The organism is Siminovitchia sp. FSL W7-1587, from assembly GCF_037963795.1.
GTDB lineage: Bacteria > Bacillota > Bacilli > Bacillales > Bacillaceae_C > Siminovitchia > Siminovitchia thermophila.
The window spans coordinates 207156-227477 of record NZ_CP150169.1 but is presented as its reverse complement, the minus strand read 5'-3'; the positions used below and the strand labels follow the sequence as shown (position 1 = coordinate 227477).

Sequence of the window (20322 nt, the reverse complement as noted above, 5' to 3'; positions counted from 1 at the left end):
TTTATTTTTCCTTAAACCGATAACAGTCCGGTTTTTGCAACATTTTATTGTCTTGATGGTCCATTTTTTCCTGGCGTGCCAATGTTGCAGAACTGGCTAATGATGACTGGATGTATATCATGTCCGTTCAAGCTTCCAATAAGAATGAATATTTGTTGTATTGTCTGAATGACTAAAAGCCATTTTTACAGATGTCTAATAAATGGGAAATAAGTGAATCTTTACGCACTGTCATTTTTTGTTTTGTAAATGAAAACTTTACATATACTACAAACAGTATTAACATGGGTGTGATAAATTGCAGTTAAAGAGGTGAAAAGATGTTGAAATTCAAAAGGAAACCGGCAACCTGAAACGGATTGTCGCCATACTTTTCTTGATGAATTTCCCAAAAAAAGACTACCTTTTAGGAAGGTGACGGAATGGCTGTTAAAGCAGGAGTTATATTCACGCTTCTCATGACCCATTTCTATTTTTTGTAGGTACATCTTAGGAACATAAAAAATATTTCTATCGTAAGTCTTAACATCTCCTACGGGGTGTTTTTATTTTTTCATACAAAGGTACAATATTGAAGATAGTGCGCGCTTTATGATCGATGCAGCCAGCGACGATTTATTATTTCACCTCTACCATAACAGATATATTGTCAAGCATACTGCCTTTCCTATACAGGAGGGGTTTTTGTTTTGCATAAAAATTTTTTTCACGAGCGGGCCGGCTTTGGGAGCTTAAAATAGAATCATTGCCACTACGGTCATATAAACCACTAGCTAAACACACAAGCTGTTTGAACAATTAAAAGTTTGTGAAGCTTTACTATGATAGGGTTTTAGTAACCTGCGCATGTCATTTTTTAAACGCAGTTGACATTGTTTTAGATTAGATTAAAAAATACCGAAACGAAAAAAATACTTGCCCAAAAATGATAAGATTCCTATAGACGGAATAAGGATGGAGGTAATAAGATGCTTAAAAAACCTTTTATATTGATGTTGCTTTCCGGATTCATGTTTACTGCTTCTTCAAGTGAGTGCGAAGATGTGCAATCCGTTGACGATAATGGGTCTTTACATATAAAAGCTAATACAAAACAAGCAATTGATCCGGAGTTGGCAAGCTTGCAAGAGCCAACCATTGGAGAAGCAACTGTCGAAGAACCTTTTAGCGAAAAGAAAAATAAAAAGCAATCGCCCGACAATAACGAAACATCCATGATGAACGAGACAGACTAAATGTTGCCCGTCCCCTTCTTGACTATGAACTTTGCAATCGCCCCGCAACCCTTGTATCAAGTCTTTCATCATTACATTATATTTCAAAATTTTCCATAAATGAAAGCCGTTTACAGGTACTTAACATGTAATGGGATGTTCGTAAAAGTGGTAAATCTATTAATTGTTTGGACACGAGCGAACAGTTTGATCTACTAAAAAATTCCTAATGTATAAAAGAATAGATTGTTTTTTAAACACCGTGGGCCCCTATGGGGCTTTTTTTATTTTCCGAAGTTTATAGGTATGAACAACTTTTTAATCATAGACTCTATCAACGCTCATATAAATGGTATTACAAAATCTTTCTTAAAGGATGAACCCGATGTTCAAATTCGCAGCAAAATCTTTTGCAACGGTTGTCGCACTTTTTTGCCTAATTTCGGCAATTGCCTTTTCAAGTGTAAAAATCAGCTTATTGTCCTTCATAGGTGATGATCCGTCAAGAACAGAAACTTTCCTATATGTCATGTCGTTGGAAAACCACGCTTTACAATCCGTTATTCCCGAAGGTTTTGAACAGACTTTGGGCAGAGATATTCTCGAATTATTTACGAACATCAATCTGCGGAACATGAAGACATTTTTAATTAGTGAGATTCCGGGACTGCATGCAGCGACCCCAAAAATTATTGTGGCTGGAAAAGGGACTGATTTTACGAATCTTCCGATTGAATCCCCGCCTCCGGATGATTTGGATGTTTGGGAAGAGAGTGATGATTCTGCGGAGGAATCTCCGCCGACAAAAGAACAGACAACAATAGATAAGCCCGTTGTTTTTATCTATTCTTCACATAATACGGAGTCATTTCTTCCTCTTCTTCCAAATGTAACGGATCCAAACCGCGCGTGGCACAAAGAGAAAAATGTGACACTGCTAGGAAAAAGATTGGGAGAAAAACTGGGAGAAAAGGGAATTAGTACGTTGGTGAATGAGGTCGATATTCAGGCGCTTTTGAAAAAAAGAAATATGAAATTCTTTCAATCATATGAGCTTTCACGTGAGATTGCCGTGGAAACGATGAAACAAAAAGAGGAAGTCCGCTTTTATTTTGATATTCATCGAGATTCGCAGAGAAAAGGGGTTACGACTGCGACAATTAACGGAAAAACGTATGCCAAGCCGTATTTTGTGATCGGACAGGAACATCCGAACTATCAGAAAAACCTGGAATTCGCAACACGATTGCATCATTCTATTCAAGAAAAATATCCCGGGCTGTCAAGAGGGGTTTTTGGAAAAACGAAGGCAGACGGGAATGGAGTATACAACCAAGATTTAACCGAAAATGCGCTCTTGATCGAGATTGGCGGGGTGGATAATACGTTGGAGGAACTCTATCGTACAGTCGATGTATTGGCGGAAGTGTTTAGCGAATATTATTGGGGTGAAGCAAAGGAAGCGGGCACAAATAAGTGAGCAAAAAATAAGCGGCTCAATGCGATACGGGGGATTGGGCCGCTCGTGCGTCGTGTATGGATAGCGAAGGAGGCTTGATCAATGGACAAAGCGCCTGTATAAGGCGATCACTTTTCCCAAAATGACGACATTGGATACGATAATGGGCTCCATACTCGCGTTTTCCGGTTGAAGTCTGAAATAGCCGTTTTCTTTATAAAACCTTTTGACTGTCGCTTCGTCTTCTTCGGTCATTGCGACGACAATATCTCCGTTGTTGGCCGTTTTTTGTTGGCGCACGATGACAAAATCACCATCATGAATCCCGGCTTCTATCATACTTTCACCTACGATTTCCAGCATGAATACTTGCTCGTCTGCCGGAACAAGTGATTCCGGAAGCGGATAGTAATCTTCAATATTCTCAACTGCTGAAATCGGCAGCCCGGCAGTGACTTTACCGACAAGCGGAACATTGACCGTTTTTTGAACGATTGTTTCCTCATTCTGGTTTAAAACTTCAATGGCTCTCGGTTTTGTCGGATCGCGCCTGATAAGGCCTTTGCTTTCCAGCCTGGCGAGATGCCCGTGTACAGTGGAGCTTGATGCGAGGCCAACCGCTTTCCCAATCTCGCGAACAGACGGAGGATAGCCCTTTTTTTTCACTTCATCTTTTATAAAGTTTAATATGTCTTCTTGCCTTTTTGTAAGTTTTGACACCTTTTCACACCCTTTTTCCCGTGATGAATTGACCTTATTATAGCATGCGGTTTTTCATTAAGCAAACATGGGTTCGTAATTTTATTGACACAAACAGGTGTTCCTATTATAATGTTTTTTAGATGCGAACAAACTTTCGGGGAGGGAATATGAATGATTGCGTCCGTATGGAAACATTATTCATTCGTCATTATCTTTTTTATACTGTCATTAATTATGGGATTAGTCATGATATTCAGTTGGGAACAAGAGAATACTTCCTTGAAAACTGTCGAAGCAAATGTATACAATGATCTACAAGATCAAAGTGAAATGACAATGAATCAAAAAAATAGATGACTTTTGTTTTGGGGTTGAAAAAATGCATGCCATTATTTACTGCAGGGTCAGTACAAACAAACACACACAGGAAACCTCATTGGAAAGACAACAGGAAGAACTTGTGCAAGCGGCAAAAATGTGGGGGTTTGATGTAAGTGACATCATTCTCGACAAAGCGAGCGGCTATGACTTAAACCGTCCCGGCGTACTTGATATGCTCGACAAAATAGAAGGCGATAAAATTGGTGCTGTCCTGATCCAGGATGAAACGAGGCTTGGACGGGGCAATGCCAAAATAGCCCTCATGCATGTTCTTCTTAAGCAAGGTGTAACATTGTACAGCCTGTCTCATAACGGAGAACTGCAAATATCGGAAACAGACTCCATTCTATTGGATATTGTGGCGATGATCGAAGAACATCAGAGGAAATTGCATAATATCAAAATTAAACGGGGCATGAAGAGAGCCGTTTCCAAGGGCTATCAACCGGAGAAAAACTTGAAAAACCAGGGGAACCAGCATGGGCGTGAAAGAATAGAGGTCCCGGTGGAAGAAATCATTCGCCTTAGACAAAACAATATGACCTTTGAAGAGATAGCTGCCATGATGAGGGGGTTCGGTTTCAAAGTTTCCAAAGCAACGGTACATAGACGATACAAAGAGTTTATGGAGCAGGAGGATAATCAGGGTCCATGACAGTGTTGTCCACTGTTGTCCATCTCTGACATTGCGAACTCTAGCTTCATGTAGATAGTGAGATTCATCTATCAGTCAGGGGCTTATAGATTGTTTTCACCCATCGCTTTTAGTAAACTGGAGCTAACTTAACGTAAAAAAGGAGTTTGAGTATGCTTTCAAAAGAAAAGCTCGCCAGGATTAATGCGCTAGCCCGAAAAGCGAAAGAAAAAGGCCTGTCCAAGGAAGAAGCAAAGGAGCAGTCGAGACTTCGCGGCGAATATTTAAAAGCGTTTCGCTCTTCCATGAAACAGACAATTGAACAAGTAAGGGTGTTTGATTCTACGGGACAAGAAGTAACGCCTGAAAAACTTCGCTCTATCCAGCTAAAGAAAAAACTTCATTAAAATTTCTTTACAAACATCGACCCGCTTCGATGTTTTTTTATACTCAAAAGTTGTGAAAATGCAAAAATATCTTTATGATATGTTATAGAACAAAATGGGAAAGGAAGAGATATTTAGATGCATAACAACAATGTGGCCGAGATTGACGCGCTGGCCATCAATACAATTAGAACGCTGTCAATCGACGCAATTGAAAAGGCGAATTCAGGTCATCCCGGCTTGCCGATGGGAGCAGCACCCATGGCCTATACATTATGGGCAAAATATATGAACCACAATCCAAAAAATCCCGAATGGTTCAACCGCGACCGTTTTATTTTATCAGCGGGTCACGGTTCAATGCTTTTATACAGTCTCCTTCACTTGTCAGGTTACGACCTTAAAATGGAAGACATTAAACATTTTAGACAATGGGGAAGCAAAACGCCTGGACATCCGGAATATCGGTATACACCTGGGGTAGAGGCGACAACGGGGCCGCTGGGACAAGGAATCGGAATGGCGGTTGGTATGGCCATGGCTGAACGCCATTTGGCGGCTGTTTACAATAAAAAAGATTACAATATTGTCGACCACTATACATATACACTCTGCGGTGACGGGGATTTAATGGAAGGGGTGGCTTCCGAAGCCGTTTCACTGGCAGGTCATCTCAAGCTTGGAAAGTTGATTGTATTGTATGATTCCAACGATATCACCCTTGATGGGGATCTGGACAAATCATTTTCGGAAAATGTAGGTGCCAGGTTTGAAGCATGCGATTGGCAATATATCCGTGTTGAAAACGGAAATGACCTTGAGCAGATTTCCGAAGCCATTGAACTAGCCAAAGCCGATCATACTCGCCCGACTTTGATTGAAGTAAAGACCATTATCGGCTACGGAGCCCCAAATAAGTCCGGTAAATCAGATGCCCACGGGGCCCCGCTCGGTGAAGCGGAAATGAAGCTTACAAAAGACTATTACAAATGGACATATGAAGAAGATTTTTATGTTCCTAAAGAAGTATATGAACATTTTGAAGAAACAGCGATCAAACGCGGAACTCGAAAAGAGGCAGAGTGGCGAACGCTCTTTGAAAGCTATAAAGCCGCTTTCCCTGAACTTGCCAGGCAATTGGAAGGCGCCATTGAAGGAAAACTTCCTGAAGCGTGGGATAAAGATATCCCGACATATGTAGAAGGATCCAGTCTGGCAACAAGGGCATCAGGCAGTGAAGTGATGAACAGCATTGCCAAAAATCTTCCTTATCTCATTGGCGGGGCTGCGGATCTGGCTAGCTCTAACAAAACAATGATCAAAGAAGAAAAAGATTTTTCCCCAGTTTCTTACGAAGGCAGGAACATCTGGTTTGGGGTACGCGAATTTGGTATGGGCACGGCCTTAAATGGGATGGCTCTTCATGGCGGGTTGAAAGTTTTTGGTGGTACGTTCTTTGTATTCTCGGACTATCTTCGTCCCGCCATCCGGCTTGCATCCTTAATGGAAATCCCAGTGACTTATGTATTTACACATGACAGCATCGCTGTTGGGGAAGACGGCCCTACACATGAACCTATCGAGCAACTTGCTTCGTTGCGCGCAATGCCTGGCTTGTCTGTGATCAGGCCTGCTGATGCCAATGAAACAGCGGCGGCATGGCGCTTATCGATAGAATCTGAAAATAAGCCGACTGCGCTCGTTTTAACGCGGCAAAACCTGCCGACATTGCCGTTTACGGCAGAAAGAGCCAAAGACGGTGTTGAAAAAGGCGCCTATATTATTTCACCTGCTCATAAAGAGCAGGCAGATGTCCTGTTGATTGCTACAGGATCTGAAGTAAACTTGGCAATCGCTGCACAAAAAGCCCTTCAAAAAGAAGACATTCATGCTTCCGTTGTCAGCATGCCGTCATGGGATCGCTTTGAACAGCAATCAGATGAATACAAAGAAACTGTGCTCCCGAAAACTGTTAAAAAACGCTTGGCCATCGAGATGGGTTCATCACTTGGCTGGCATAAATATACAGGGGATGAAGGGGATATCTTGGCAATCGATCGTTTTGGTGCCTCAGCTCCTGGTGAAAAGGTGATCGAAGAATATGGCTTCACAGTCAATAACGTCGTTCAAAAGGTAAAAGCTTTGCTTCAAAAATAAAAGGAAATGTTCCTGCTAGGAAATTCTTTTTTGTGTCTGGCTCCAGCCGTTTGGCTGGGGCTTTTTGCCGTTACAGCTCTCCCTTTTTCGACATGCTCATGCTATGTAATCGCCGCGAATCGGAATTCTATCTCCTTCTCTTAAGCAACATTCACAAAAACGTTTCGAGAATGTCATCTTTTTCTTGGAAACATTCGTTTGTTTTTGAAAAAATGATCTTTTGTTAAAAAAAGGGAAATCATTAGGTCATCTAGAATATATGTAAAAAAATGATTTGTGAAAGAGTACAGAGGAATTGACAAACTTCTTATAACGTCTCCATTATAATAATGAAAAACGGCGGGAGTGACGAAGCAAGTGAGAAAATACTCAATTTATTTAATAAAAGATGAGTTTGCAGATTACTTTTATGGCCGTGAAAGTAAATTTTATAAATTATTTACCGCACAAGATGCGAACATAGACAAACAGAGGAAGATTATTAAGCAGCAAATCGACTATATAACCCGGCCCTTACCTTTTTTAGAACTGCATAAGTTATTATCGGAGTCTATACAAAACAGAAAAATAATGATTAAGGGAAAAGTATACTGTACAGGAAATCCCAAAGGGAGAAATGGAGCAGAACTGGCCATTGAAGAAAACTTGCTATGTTTGAAGGCTTGGGGCGGATTTGAGTCAGAGTCTGTTTTTTTTGAAGTACTTCGAAAATATGAAGGCCATTTTTTTGCCGTTGATAGAGAAAATGAACGCTATGGTTGGGTGAAACCTGTAAAAGAAAGAAAATACATATGAAATGCATGATCAAGTATTGTATAATATTTGGGGGTTCAGTAAACTGGATGGTAGACAACTTGAAGGAGGAATTACTTAATGTGGTGGCAATTTGTATTAACGGGCGTACTGGCTCTTTTGGCTGGTGTTGCTTTAGGGTTTTTCATTGCCCGTAAATATATGATGGACTATTTAAAGAAAAATCCGCCAATCAATGAACAAATGCTTAAAATGATGATGATGCAAATGGGAATGAAACCTTCCCAGAAAAAAGTGAATCAAATGATGTCCATGATGAAAAAACAGATGGATAATAAGTAAACGTTGATTTACCAATGTATATCCGATTTACTCATTTGTTACATTGCAAAAAATAGCTTGATGTTTAAGCTTTCTCAAGCCACTTTTTCTGTTACAATTATCAAGCAGAAGAAGTGGCTTTTTCTAGTGTTAATACACGTAATATTCATAATAATTTGCTATCTGCGCGATATGCAACGTGACTGCCGATAATTTATTTTATGTAAACTAGATGGCGTGGGGTGAATAAAGGAAAAAGGGGGTGACAGGACTCAACATGAATCAGACGTTCTTTAAACAAATTAAAAAAACAGACGTTCCCGTCTGTTATGTTTTTTTGTTAATTAGCCGCCTGCTGTTGTAGTTTCGTGACAGTCATAAGATTATACTGATGGATTAAAAGATCCAGCTCAGTACTGTATTGCAATACAAGTTGGGATGTCAAGTTTGCATGATTTGATACTGCAATTAATTGTTCTCGCTTTTTCTCAATCTCTAAAAGTAAACTCTCCACCTTGTCTCGTCCCTTCTTGTTATTTTCAGTGTATTATATATATTTTTTGTAAATCAAAATTTAAGCATATTATATCAAATATATATCAGTCTTTTCTACTATTTTTGTAAATATAAATTGAAATTTTCAACAAAATCTCTGAAATTTTGATCCTCTCTTGGTCAAATATCAGGATAAATGATGTAAAAATAGGACTATGGCCGCAAAATCTCGCATATGGGCATTTGGCATGGTTAAAAAAGATGGCCCCGATCTTCTAAATTGACAAATCGGAGCCATTTTTTACTAAAACATATTCTTCTTTGTCTAGGTTTGATGAAACAACGGTTGTACAAAAGAGTTGGTATTTCCCCAAAGTTCATCATGATGTAGGGAGGCAGACTTCTGTTCATTCTTTCCGTTTGTCACTGCCGGCAAGCGCGATTGTATATACTTGGGTCTTTCATTTTCGTCAAGCACGCTCTTAGCGTTATGATTTTTGCTAACGTTAAACAAAAAGGTGGTATCTGTTGATTCCTCTATTCAACTCTTTCCATCTTTTTAAGCCCGGCTGGCACTTACAAATCCGTTCTTTTTCCAGGCTCGTCCTTTCCTCCGGTGTCATTGCCTGTACTGGCAGTATATCCGACACGGTAGGCAGACTTTTTACTGCGGCGAAGTGCTTTTGGCATCTGATATTGTTTTATGTCATTCTTATATTGCTGTTTGTCAGTCATGTTTTTTTCTCCTGTCCTGTTGTTGAATATCGGCAAGTGCTATGTTTTCCCCGTTCTCATTCTCAATAACACCTTCTATGACACCTTCTGTATATACATCACTTACTTGCTCATGTGTAATGGCAAGACCTTTTGATAAAATGTCTTTTCCATGTTCATCTTCCTTCTTGTATTGCCTGCCAGATAACTTTAAAGAATCGCTCAATGATATGCCCTCCTACTTATCACTATTTGTATGTATTATTTGTGAGGTTGGCCAATTACATTCAAGAAAAGTTTACCTGTACAGTTAGGAAGAAAAAAACGCTCCCAGTGCATATCCTCCAAATGCCAGCACAATGCCGCCAATATAGCTGACAGCCATATAAAAAAAGGCGGTGCGCATTTTCTTTTGATCAAGCAATGAAACGATCTCCACTTTCAGGGTGGAGAAAGTTGTAAACGAACCCAAAATGCCGGTTCCAACCAGAAGGGCAATTGTCGAGTTCAACACAGCACCTGAAAAGAATCCAAGCAGGAAAGAACCGATTACATTCACAAGCAGGGTGGAAAGGGGAAAGCCGTTGATCGGTTTCACTTTGTTTGCCAGACAAAACCTCGCTGTAGCTCCGATACATCCACCTATTGCAATAAGCCATATGAGCTTCATTAGACAGTGTCCTTTCGAGAACCATTTTTTCCCAACAACAACCCAAAGAAAGCCATGAAGAGGCCGATGACACTACTTAATACAACATATAACAAGGCAGTCAGTGGCGAGGTGTCAATAAGTTGGACAGTTTCTAAGCTCAAAGCCGAAAAAGTGGTAAAGGAACCGATGAATCCGGTTCCGAGTCCTGAAACGATATAGGAGGGAAGTTTTTTCTCGTATTGCCACCCAGTCAAAAAACCCAATATCAAGGCACCCGTCACATTGACAATGAACGTTCCATAAGGAAACCCGCCATGCCATATTTCGATCGTGTAAAGACCAATTAAATATCGGAGGACACTTCCTGCCATTCCGCCGATTCCGACTGCGATATAGTTCAAATGTTTCACCTGCTTTTATATGAACGAAAGGCTCCCGATCACGTTTGGAAGCCTCAAAAAAAATGTTCATATGGCGTAATGTCTATGTTTAATTCATTCATTTTTTTACGAAGAAATTTATGGTCGCGCTTTGGCGTTGCCAAAATATAGCCTTTTATAATGATATCCAAATTTAACCGTTTGACATTCTCTTTTAGGGCCACCTCACCTATTTTACCAGCGATTTTGTGGCGGGCGACGTCCCGGAACAATTCAGGCACAGGACTCACGAGTTCATCCAGGAGTGCTTTTTGTTCTTCTGTCCATAATGACTTTGTCTTTTCCACATAATATTCTTCCCAATCCATATCCGATTTCCCGTCTTCTTTTGGCAGGCGCTTTAAAAATTTGCGGAACATAAAAAATCCTCCAATGGCAAAGAGCGCAATTAAAACGACTACCCAAAAAAGGATAAATACTAAAAACCAACCTTCAAGCATTTCTTAACCTCCTGAAAAAACTTGCCTAAACTATATTCATTATAGCCAATTAAAAAAGAAGGTGACAAGCGCTTGCATTGTTGAATGTGAAGGAATAGTGATAATCTGTCCTTTCGATTTTGGTTTTCAGGTGTCTTTTTTCATCCGTCGTCAGTATATAAGCCGTAAACTTTTTTGAAATGTTCCAGGCTAAAACCAATTTTTAATCACGGGGTGGATTACATGATAGGCGGATCAAAAAGTGTGAGACGTTCACAAACAGCTGCGGTGATTCCGGTACTGGTGAGTTATATGGTATAAGACCGTGATTGGTTTTTTTGTGAAACAGGGGCTGTTAGTGATGGAATGAACCGAGCACTGCGATATTAGACAGTTCATGATGAAAAGGGGAGAGGAAACAAGATGTTTCTGATGGCGAAAAAGCGGGCAGGCTCGTTCTCACATTCCGAATGAGCCGGTCGGAAAATGACCATGGACATAAGGAGCAAAGCCAGTGTTTTCTGGATAGCGAGGGCATTTACGAAAAGGAACCTTCTCGTTAAACAAATCAATACCTTGAAGACTGAGCTGGTTACAGTAGTTCTGCCATTTACCAGTGAAGTTGGATTTCCGGCACTCGTGTTCTTCTATCTTGCTGTACACTGCCGTGTTGATACTGCTAGCGCGGTTGTATATGCTTGGGTCTTTCATTCCGTCAAGCACGCTTTTAGCGTTATGACTTTTTGCTCGCGTTAACAAAATTGTGGTGTCTGTAGATTCCACAAAGTTTCATTTTCGGGGGTGTTTTTATGGCTAAATATAATGAGGAATTTAAAATAAAGCTTGTCACCAAGTATTTTTGCTGTTGTCGATTCGATGACAAAACTTCCCGATCAGATGGCTTTATTCTGATGAAATCTCATTCTTTCAGAACCGGCGAGTAGACGATTTGCTATAATAATAGATAATCAAAAATAGGAAACAAGGTGATCAGGTGAAAATCATTCATACAGCTGATTGGCATTTGGGGAAGCTCGTACATGGGGTATATATGACGGAACAGCAGCGGATCGTGTTAGATCAATTTATCAACCTTGTGGCCGTGGAAAAACCGGATGCGGTCATTATATCAGGTGATTTATATGATCGCTCTGTACCCCCGGTAGAAGCAGTGAAGCTGCTGGAAGAGGTTTTATTCAAGATAAATGTTGAACTTAACACTCCAGTATTGGCGATAGCAGGCAATCACGACAGTCCCGATCGGCTGGCTTTCGGCTCTTCCTGGTATCGGCATAGTCAATTTTACATACAGGGGCGCCTTGATCATTGCTTTCAGCCAGTCGATATAAACGGCGTCCATTTTTATCTCGTTCCTTATGCTGAACCGGGCATTGTCCGGGACCTGTTTCAAGATGACAGCATTCAATCATTTCAAGATGCCGCCATGCGCATTTCCGGAGAAATAGAGAAAAATATGGATCAGGAATCCATTGCTATTTGCGTCGGCCATGCTTTCGTGACAGGAGGCAAAACAACTGACTCAGAACGGATATTATCTGTCGGAGGTTCCGGTTGTGTAGATGTGGATTGCTTTAGCCCTTTTACATATACGGCACTGGGGCACTTGCATAGTCCCGACGCCATTAAACATGAATCAATCCGCTATTCGGGTTCGCTATTGAAGTATTCTTTTTCGGAGGTAAACCAGAGAAAAAGTGTTTCTATTATACAATTACGGTCGAACGGGGAGTTTTCTATTGAAGAGAAAACACTGACGCCTGAAAAGGACATGCGGGAGCTAACCGGACTTATAGACGAATTGCTAGACCCAAGCTTTTACAATTCCCAAAAGACAGATGATTATTTAAAAATTACGCTGTTGGATGAAGGAGCGATCCTGGATCCCATGAATAAGTTGCGGTCGGTTTACCCAAATGTGCTGCATTTGGAGAGAAACATTGAGGTGGTTGATATGAAAAGGCAACATTTGTCGAGCCAGCAGCCACATGAAAAGAAAACAAACTTGGAGCTTTTTTCGGAGTTTTACAGTGAAATGACAACGAGAGAGTTTACAGAGCAAAAAAGAGAACGAATGGAGAAAGTATTGGAAAGTGTGCTAAAGGAGGAAATATATGCATGAGGCCACTAAAGTTAATGATGCAGGCGTTCGGACCGTATGCAGATACGGAGGTCATCGATTTTTCCCAATTGGAAAGCAGGACAATGTTTGTCATTTCCGGGAAAACCGGTGCGGGAAAAACGTCCATTTTTGACGGAATCAGCTTTGCCATTTACGGAAAAGCAAGCGGTGAAGACCGGGACGGAATGGATCTTCGCAGCCATTTTGCCAAGGATCATGTGCCAACGGAAGTTGCTCTTGAATTTTCTCTCAGAAATCAAACGTACTATATTTGGCGCTCTCCCCAGCAACTAAAAAAGAAAACGAGGGGTGACGGGTATACCGTTATAAACGCCAGGGCAGAACTGTACATATTTGATGAATCAGGATCAAAAAAGCTCTTGGCCGCCAATGTTCGTGATACCGAAGAAAAAATAAAGGAAATTATTCAACTGGACGCCAATCAATTCAGGAAAATATTGATGATCCCGCAAGGAGATTTTCGCAAGTTCTTAACTTCCAACAGCAAGGAAAAGGAAGTCATTCTTCAACGATTGTTTCATACAGAAATGTATAAAAAGGTTGAAGAAAGTCTGAAAGATAAAGCAAATGACTTGAAAAACGAAGTACTATCCGGAATAGAATTAAGAAGCCAAACGATCAAAGGCGCTTATACATACGGGAATGAAGAATTGGAGACGGCCATTTCCGAAAAGATACCTAATAAAAACACGGTTCTCCCTTTGTTGGATCAAGTAACAAAACAAATGGAAGAAGAAACATTAAGCCTTGCTCAAAAAATAGAACAGAAACAACGTGAAAGAGATGAAGCAAAAAGAAAAGTACACGAAGCTGAAAACTTGCTTAAGGAAATCGCAGCTTTTCAAACACTAACAAGGAAAAAAGCAGAACTGGACCACATCCAGCCAGTGATAGAAGCCAAAAAAAAGGAAATAAAAATGGCGCATAAAGCCAACAACCTGGAGCATCAAGAAGCCATATGCCGTCGCCTCCATCAAGACTTAAAAGAGCGTGAAAACAAATTAAAACAATTGGAAGCAAACATGGAAGCCACTAAAAAGGAAAAATCCGAAGCTAAAAAGCGGCTTGAAAAAGAAGAAGAAAACGAGGAAAGGCGAGAGTGGATAAAAGTCGAACTGGCCCGATTGAATGCCATTCAAGAAGACGTATATTCTTATGAAAAACAAAAAAATCACCTTCTCCTCTTGGAAAATCAGGTAAAAGATACCCGTGCACAAATAGACAATCATAAAAAAACGAATCAGTCATTGGAAAAAGAGATTGCTTTTTTACAGAAGGAAATGCAAGAATTTGGCCGGCTTCAAACTGAAACGGTTCAATTGGAACTGGAACAAGTCCGTTTGAAAAACACGTACGAAACATTGTGTGAATTGATGAGGGCCAGGCAAGAAAAAAATGATTTGCAGCGGCATTTTCAGCTGAAATCCTCTGAATGGAAGATAGCTAGCAAAAAATTGGATGACGCACGAACGACATTAGAACATGTTGAAAAGCAATGGCAGTCCGGACAGGCCGCTTTGTTGGCAAAGCATCTTGTTGATGGGCGCCCCTGTCCGGTTTGCGGTTCTCCCGAACATCCACACCCGGCACAAATGTTAGGCAGCATGCATAACGAGGATGATATTCGTGCCGCTAAAAGCGACGTTCAAACCCTCGAGAAAGAATACCAAGAATTGGAAAGAAGCAAGATTGAGCTTAAGACGTCGATTCATTTATCGGAACAAAGCATAGAAAAACTTACGGAAGAAGTGAAAAGGCTATTTCCGAACTTTGAGCAAGACCGTATGGATAGCGAGCTCAAGAGAGTAAAGGAAAGGCTGGAAGAGATGGCAAAAGTGATTGCCAAACATAAGGCAGCCATTAGCAAACTTCCCGCAACCGAAGGGCAGTTCAAAGAAAAAGAAGCTGCATGCCGAAAGCTTCATGAAGAATTGGAAAGCTTGATGGATCGGGAGCGGAAGGAAGCAAACGAGCTTGCGGAGCTGTCAGCCCATATGCGCGCACTCACTAAAAACATTCCGGAAGAATTATCGACAATAGAAAAGTTTAACGAAAAGGTGGCGCTTCTCAAGAGAGAATTGAACGCCATGGAATTGGCCCGGAAAAAAGCCGACGAAGATTTCCGCCATTTCGACCAACAGCTTGCGGCGCTATCGGGAGTCCTTAAAAACTTGCAGGAAACGATCAATGAGCAAAAAGAAAAGCTGCATGTGGAGCGCGAAGCGTTTTTAAAACAACTTGAACATGAAGGCTTTTCCAGCTATCGCCACTATGAACAGGCAAAAAGAGAGCCTGACATGGTAGAGAAGCTGGAAAAAGAAATACAAACTTATGGTGAAGATGTCCGATCGGTAACAGATCGATTAAAAGAATATGAACATCGCCTAAAAGACGTTAAAAAGCCCGATTTAAAACAGTTTGAAGAAGAGTGCCGGGAACTGGAGCGGACTCTTGAAGGAATGAATGAGCGGCAAACCGGCTTAGTTATGAACATAAAGAAAAATAAAGAGATCAAAACAGCCATTCTGCAAATGGATGCGCATATCAAGTCACTGGAGGACGAATATGAGTTGATCGGTCATCTGGCTGATATTGCGAGAGGACAAAATGCGTACAAACTAACGTTTGAACGATATGTTTTGGCTTCCTTCCTTGATGAAATTTTAGTGTCGGCCAATAATCGCCTGACGAAAATGACAAGCGGACGTTATCGGCTTTTAAGAAAAAAAGACAAATCGAAAGGCAACATTCAAAGCGGTTTGGAATTGCTCATATTTGATGAATATACCGGACAGGAACGCCATGTCAAAACATTATCGGGCGGCGAGAGTTTTAAAGCGGCATTGTCACTTGCTCTGGGGATGGCTGACATCGTTCAGCGGCATGCCGGAGGTGTATCACTCGAAACGATGTTTATTGATGAAGGTTTCGGGACGCTTGATTCTGAATCGCTAGACCAAGCGATAGAAGCATTAATGGATATCCAAAGCAGCGGCAGGCTGGTCGGCATCATTTCCCATGTTCCGGAATTAAAAGAAAGAATTGACGCCCGTTTGGAAGTATTGGCAGGACAAAGTGGCAGCAGCACCGAATTTGTTTTTTCGTAAAGGGTGGTGAGGTGGTTTGGAAAAGACTTTTTTTATCGCAACATTGACATTTAATTGGTTTATAGCCATCAGTTTGGCTGTCTTTTCTTTTTTCGCGTTTAAGTTGGGTTATCCGCTGATTGGCATATGTTTAGTGTTGATTTTTATTGGGTCTTGCATCGTAAATGTGAAATTCGCAAAAAAATGGAGAGAAAAAGACAAAGAATAAATGGGGGAAGATCGCTTTGGCGATCTTTTTTTAGGCTTAGTGTTTGTGAGTTCCAAAGTTAACGAGTAGTGAGCATGTGATCCTAAACACAAAGTTGCCATTTCCGGAAATGTTTCGAAAAAACACTCGCGCGGAGGTGGCACCAGACAAAAAACTTGGCGGCATGTCATCGCATGTTCGGATACATCGCCGTTTTAGCAATTTGCCAATCCACGCTCATGACAAGACAAGAAAGTTGACAGCGGTCGGACTTTCGAACATGTGGTCTTTTTAGACGCAAGGGACATGAGCTCGAGGAAATAAAACAAGAAAACGCTTTTACGATATGATGGAAGACGGCTTGAAGTTTGTAAAAGATATTGCGCTATATTTGATCCAATTACAATGAAACTAAATGACTTCTCAATACGTATAAAATAAGCAAATAAAGTTTTAGGGTGGGAATCATGAACGAATATGAGAAAAAAGTATATGAAGACGTTCAAGCATGGAAAAGGAACATGTACAAAAAATCGAGCCTTTTACAGCGTTTATCGAAGCAAGCGCAAACAAAGATGAATGATTTGATTCCTGAAAAAGCCCACCAGGTGATTTCAGAAAGTATCAAAAATATGGTGAAAGCAACGATTTTTGGATCAGATATATTGACAACATCAAAACCAAAAGATCAGTTAAGCCTTTTTCAACGGGATCAACTGCTGGAAGAAAAGCTGTCAATTTACCGTAAAACGGCAGTTGCTGAAGGAGCGGGAACTGGCGCAGGGGGAATCTTGCTCGGTTTGGCCGATTTTCCTTTGCTGCTCTCTATTGAAATGAAGTTTTTGTTTGAAGCGGCCCATATTTACGGTTTTGATACGAAGGAATATAGTGAACGGCTGTTTATTTTGCATATATTTCAACTTGCTTTCTCAAGTGACGAAACCAGAAGAGAAACAATGAATACGATTGAGAATTGGGAAGAGGAAAAAGAAAGGCTCGTTGATATGGATTGGCGTAAACTGCAACAAGAATACCGAGATTATATAGACCTGGTTAAAATGTTGCAGCTCATTCCCGGATTGGGTGCGGCTTTTGGGGCATATGCGAATTACCAACTGCTCGACCGCTTGGGTGAGACAGCCGGAAATTGTTATCGCTTGCGATTATTGTCACAGTGAGAATGATCATGCGACCAAGAGATTCTCAGAAAAATTGAACACGAAAGGAATGGCGGTTGTCTGACGGCTCGCCATTTGAATGAACGAAAGGTGTTTTCTTCAGGGGGAACGCCTTATTTGTGTTTGCGCGGCTTTGATTGTGATGCAATTCATTATTGGTGACACAGCCCTGATTAATTGAGAAAAATTTTCAATTAGTGATTGACACCCATTTTTGCAGTGCTATAATGAGTATGACACCAATTGATAATGATTATCACTTTCGGTGAAAACAGATAGAAAATGTTGGTGGGTGGTCCGTGAGAATAACATATTTCGTTTTAATCCTTCTTTTTTTATGTGCTCTTTCTTTGTTTATAGGAGTCAGCGATATTACTCCTTTAGATTTACTCGATTTTTCATCAGAAGAAACAGAAGTATTTCTGGTCAGCCGGCTTCCGCGGCTTATATCCATCATTTTAGCAGGAGCGGGTATGAGCATTTGTGGGCTGATCATGCAGCAATTAAGCCGAAACAAATTTGTTTCGCCTACAACAGCCGGAACTTTGGATGCAACAAGACTGGGGATCCTTGTCTCCATGCTTTTGTTCTCCAACGCTGCAATGCTCGTAAAAATGTCAGTGGCATTTGCATTTGCGCTTGCGGGTTCGTTTTTGTTTATGAATATCCTCAATCGCATTAAATTTAAAGACGCTATTTTTATTCCGCTCGTCGGACTCATGTTTGGAAATATATTATCGTCCATAACAACGTTTTTTGCCTATAAGGCCGATGTGATCCAAAACATGTCAGCATGGCTGCAGGGTGACTTTTCAATGATCATGAAAGGCCGATATGAGCTGCTGTACATAAGCATACCCATTATATTGTTAGCTTACTTCTTCGCCCATCGATTCACGGTTGCCGGAATGGGAGAAGATTTTGCGAAAAATCTTGGACTTTCCTATAAGCAAACCGTCAATATCGGCTTGATACTCGTTTCACTTGTAACGGCAACAGTCGTATTAACGGTAGGGATGATTCCTTTTTTAGGTTTGATTATACCAAACATCATATCTATCTTTATGGGCGACCATATGAAAAAAACCTTGCCTTACACGGCATTGCTCGGAGCCATATTTCTTTTGGCATGTGATGTTTTGGGCCGCGTTTTAATTTACCCATATGAAATTTCCATTAGTTTAATGGTGGGCATTATAGGCAGCGGTATTTTCTTATATTTGCTTTTTCGGAGGAAGGCATATGCGTAGTAATATCATTAAAATGAGCAGCCTTTTCCTCATCGCCGTTGGTTTATGCTTCCTATACTTGTTTCACGATTTGAATGGAAGTTATGATTACGCGTTGCCGCGTCGGGCTATTAAGCTGTTGGCAATGGTTTTGACAGGTGCGGCCGTTTCATATTCTACGGTTGTTTTTCAAACAGTAACAAACAACCGCATATTGACACCGAGCATTATCGGTCTTGATTCTTTGTACCTGTTGATACAAACTGTTTTTATTTTTTTTCTGGGCTCGGAACACATCACTGTAGTGAACAAACAAGTGAATTTTCTTTTGTCAATCGGGGTCATGATTGTTTTTGCCTTGTTGTTGTACCGGCTGTTATTTAAAAAAGGGCAGCAATCAATCTATTTTTTACTCCTGGTCGGTATTATTATAGGGACATTTTTTCAAAGTATCAGTACATTTTTGCAAGTACTGATTGATCCCAACGAATTTCTTATGGTTCAAGACCGGATGTTTGCAAGTTTTAATAATGTAAATGGCGATCTTGTCTGGCTCGCGTTCTTTATCATTTGTATCGTTTTTGCCATTGGCTGGCGTTCCGTTGGTTTCTTGGACGTGATGTTGCTGGGTCGTGATATCGCGGTGAACCTTGGCATAGCTTACGAAAAAATCGCCAGAAATATGCTTGTCATAACAGCTATTTTGATTGCCGTTTCTACGGCGTTAGTGGGTCCGATCACATTTTTCGGACTGATCGTGGCAAATTTGTCCTATCAATTTTTTTCAACCTATAAGCACAGGGTCCATATTACCGGAGCCGTCTTTATGAGCATCATCGCGCTTGTGGGAGGACAATGGGCTGTTGAGCGCATCTTCACTTTTTCCACTACGCTGAGTGTCATCATTAACTTTGTCGGAGGAGCATATTTTCTTTATTTATTATTAAAGGAGAGTCGATCACCATGATTATGGTACGGGGATTATCGAAATTATATGGAAAAGCGAAAGTGGTAGAAGATGTAACAGTAGACATTCACCGTGGCCAAATCACATCTTTTATCGGTCCAAACGGGGCTGGAAAGTCGACATTGTTATCGATGGTGAGCAGGTTATTAGAGGCGGATACGGGAGAAGTGTTATTGGACAAGAGAGATATGAAGAAGCTTTCATCAGATGAAATATCGAAAAAAGTTTCGATTCTGAAACAGTCCAATTTTTTACATGTAAAACTAACCATTCGTGAGCTTGTGTCTTTTGGCAGATTTCCTTATTCGAAAGGACGCTTGACGGCAGAGGATGAAATCAAGGTAGATGAAGCCTTAACTTATATGGATTTATTAACCATGCAAGATACCTATTTAGATGAACTATCGGGGGGCCAGCGGCAACGGGCATTCATTGCCATGGTGATCGCGCAGGACACAGATTATATTTTACTGGATGAACCGTTGAATAACCTTGACATGAAACATTCGGTGCAAATTATGAAAATGTTAAGGAGACTTGTCGATGAACTCGGAAAGACGGTTGTCATCGTTCTTCATGATATTAACTTTGCCTCCGTCTATTCGGACCGGATTGTTGCCATGAAAAATGGCAAAGTCGTAAAAGATGGTCCAACGAAGGAAATCATACAGTCCGATTCACTAAGAGAAATATATGACATGGATATACCAATTAAAAATGTAAATAATTGCAGAATTTGCGTTTATTATTCTTGATAAAGAGGAGA

General features: G+C 40.7%; 21 protein-coding genes. 15 read left to right on the top strand and 6 right to left on the bottom strand.

Translation table 11 applies throughout. The annotated features are described in order from the left end of the window. Positions 1 to 968 precede the first annotated feature (968 nt). Together NST31_RS01085 and NST31_RS01080 are read left to right on the top strand one after the other, a co-directional pair. Positions 969 to 1235: a hypothetical protein gene (locus NST31_RS01085; RefSeq protein ID WP_077110303.1), complete on the top strand. Its 267-nt coding sequence runs from the start codon at positions 969 to 971 to the stop codon at positions 1233 to 1235. Positions 1236 to 1599: 364 nt separating this feature from the next. After that, positions 1600 to 2694, top strand: coding sequence for a stage II sporulation protein P (locus NST31_RS01080; RefSeq protein ID WP_077110304.1), 1095 nt, complete (start codon positions 1600 to 1602; stop codon positions 2692 to 2694). A 78-nt stretch (positions 2695 to 2772) separates the two neighbouring features. Here NST31_RS01080 and lexA read toward each other — a convergent pair whose 3' ends face one another. Next, positions 2773 to 3393, bottom strand: a complete 621-nt coding sequence (gene lexA, locus NST31_RS01075; RefSeq protein ID WP_077110305.1) for a transcriptional repressor LexA — start codon at positions 3391 to 3393, stop codon at positions 2773 to 2775. Positions 3394 to 3546: 153 nt separating this feature from the next. Between lexA and NST31_RS01070 the strand changes: the two genes are divergently transcribed. From NST31_RS01070 to NST31_RS01045, 6 genes are all read left to right on the top strand, one after another. Continuing rightward, on the top strand, positions 3547 to 3732 hold the full coding sequence (locus NST31_RS01070; protein WP_339163422.1) for a hypothetical protein: 186 nt from the start codon (positions 3547 to 3549) through the stop codon (positions 3730 to 3732). 22 nt (positions 3733 to 3754) lie between these two features. After that, on the top strand, positions 3755 to 4411 hold the full coding sequence (locus NST31_RS01065) for a recombinase family protein (protein ID WP_339163420.1): 657 nt from the start codon (positions 3755 to 3757) through the stop codon (positions 4409 to 4411). Between the two features lie 152 nt (positions 4412 to 4563). Then, positions 4564 to 4797 carry a DUF896 domain-containing protein gene (locus NST31_RS01060; protein WP_077110308.1) on the top strand — a complete coding sequence of 78 codons (234 nt, stop codon included), beginning with the start codon at positions 4564 to 4566 and terminating at the stop codon, positions 4795 to 4797. Positions 4798 to 4914: 117 nt separating this feature from the next. Continuing rightward, a complete protein-coding gene (tkt, locus tag NST31_RS01055; RefSeq protein WP_077110309.1) occupies positions 4915 to 6933 on the top strand; it encodes a transketolase in 2019 nt (672 codons plus the stop codon). A 357-nt stretch (positions 6934 to 7290) separates the two neighbouring features. After that, positions 7291 to 7728 carry a sporulation inhibitor of replication protein SirA gene (gene sirA, locus NST31_RS01050; protein ID WP_077110311.1) on the top strand — a complete coding sequence of 146 codons (438 nt, stop codon included), beginning with the start codon at positions 7291 to 7293 and terminating at the stop codon, positions 7726 to 7728. Between the two features lie 78 nt (positions 7729 to 7806). Continuing rightward, positions 7807 to 8028 carry a YneF family protein gene (locus NST31_RS01045; protein WP_077110312.1) on the top strand — a complete coding sequence of 74 codons (222 nt, stop codon included), beginning with the start codon at positions 7807 to 7809 and terminating at the stop codon, positions 8026 to 8028. Between the two features lie 1050 nt (positions 8029 to 9078). Here the strand turns inward: NST31_RS01045 and NST31_RS01040 are convergent. The 5 genes from NST31_RS01040 to NST31_RS01020 form a co-directional block, all read right to left on the bottom strand. Beyond that, a complete protein-coding gene (locus NST31_RS01040; protein WP_171973836.1) occupies positions 9079 to 9237 on the bottom strand; it encodes a hypothetical protein in 159 nt (52 codons plus the stop codon). Further along, positions 9230 to 9442 carry a YozQ family protein gene (locus NST31_RS01035; protein ID WP_213089103.1) on the bottom strand — a complete coding sequence of 71 codons (213 nt, stop codon included), beginning with the start codon at positions 9440 to 9442 and terminating at the stop codon, positions 9230 to 9232. Before NST31_RS01035 ends, NST31_RS01040 begins: the two co-directional genes overlap by 8 nt. 84 nt (positions 9443 to 9526) lie before the next feature. Continuing rightward, positions 9527 to 9886 (bottom strand): fluoride efflux transporter CrcB, encoded by a 360-nt coding sequence (gene crcB / locus NST31_RS01030; RefSeq protein ID WP_339163415.1) that lies wholly within the window; start codon positions 9884 to 9886, stop codon positions 9527 to 9529. Next, on the bottom strand, positions 9886 to 10269 hold the full coding sequence (gene crcB / locus NST31_RS01025; RefSeq protein ID WP_339163413.1) for a fluoride efflux transporter CrcB: 384 nt from the start codon (positions 10267 to 10269) through the stop codon (positions 9886 to 9888). Before crcB (NST31_RS01025) ends, crcB (NST31_RS01030) begins: the two co-directional genes overlap by 1 nt. Positions 10270 to 10322: 53 nt before the next feature. Further along, the gene (locus NST31_RS01020) at positions 10323 to 10748 is read right to left on the bottom strand and encodes a DUF2621 domain-containing protein (protein WP_077110316.1); all 426 of its coding nucleotides are present in this window, start codon (positions 10746 to 10748) and stop codon (positions 10323 to 10325) included. 973 nt (positions 10749 to 11721) lie between these two features. Between NST31_RS01020 and NST31_RS01015 the strand changes: the two genes are divergently transcribed. From NST31_RS01015 to NST31_RS00985, 7 genes are all read left to right on the top strand, one after another. Continuing rightward, entirely contained in the window at positions 11722 to 12867 is a 1146-nt protein-coding gene (locus NST31_RS01015) for an exonuclease SbcCD subunit D (RefSeq protein WP_339163410.1), read from the top strand. Beyond that, on the top strand, positions 12864 to 15995 hold the full coding sequence (locus NST31_RS01010; protein WP_339163408.1) for an AAA family ATPase: 3132 nt from the start codon (positions 12864 to 12866) through the stop codon (positions 15993 to 15995). Before NST31_RS01015 ends, NST31_RS01010 begins: the two co-directional genes overlap by 4 nt. Positions 15996 to 16011: 16 nt before the next feature. Beyond that, positions 16012 to 16203, top strand: coding sequence for a hypothetical protein (locus tag NST31_RS01005; RefSeq protein ID WP_077110320.1), 192 nt, complete (start codon positions 16012 to 16014; stop codon positions 16201 to 16203). 446 nt (positions 16204 to 16649) lie between these two features. After that, the gene (locus tag NST31_RS01000; protein WP_077110321.1) at positions 16650 to 17360 is read left to right on the top strand and encodes an EcsC family protein; all 711 of its coding nucleotides are present in this window, start codon (positions 16650 to 16652) and stop codon (positions 17358 to 17360) included. Positions 17361 to 17659: 299 nt separating this feature from the next. After that, positions 17660 to 18610, top strand: coding sequence for an ABC transporter permease (locus tag NST31_RS00995; protein ID WP_077110322.1), 951 nt, complete (start codon positions 17660 to 17662; stop codon positions 18608 to 18610). Continuing rightward, positions 18603 to 19556, top strand: a complete 954-nt coding sequence (locus NST31_RS00990; protein ID WP_077110323.1) for an iron chelate uptake ABC transporter family permease subunit — start codon at positions 18603 to 18605, stop codon at positions 19554 to 19556. The genes NST31_RS00995 and NST31_RS00990 overlap by 8 nt, the downstream gene beginning before the upstream one ends. Then, on the top strand, positions 19553 to 20311 hold the full coding sequence (locus NST31_RS00985) for an ATP-binding cassette domain-containing protein (protein ID WP_077110324.1): 759 nt from the start codon (positions 19553 to 19555) through the stop codon (positions 20309 to 20311). Before NST31_RS00990 ends, NST31_RS00985 begins: the two co-directional genes overlap by 4 nt. Positions 20312 to 20322: the final 11 nt, after the last annotated feature.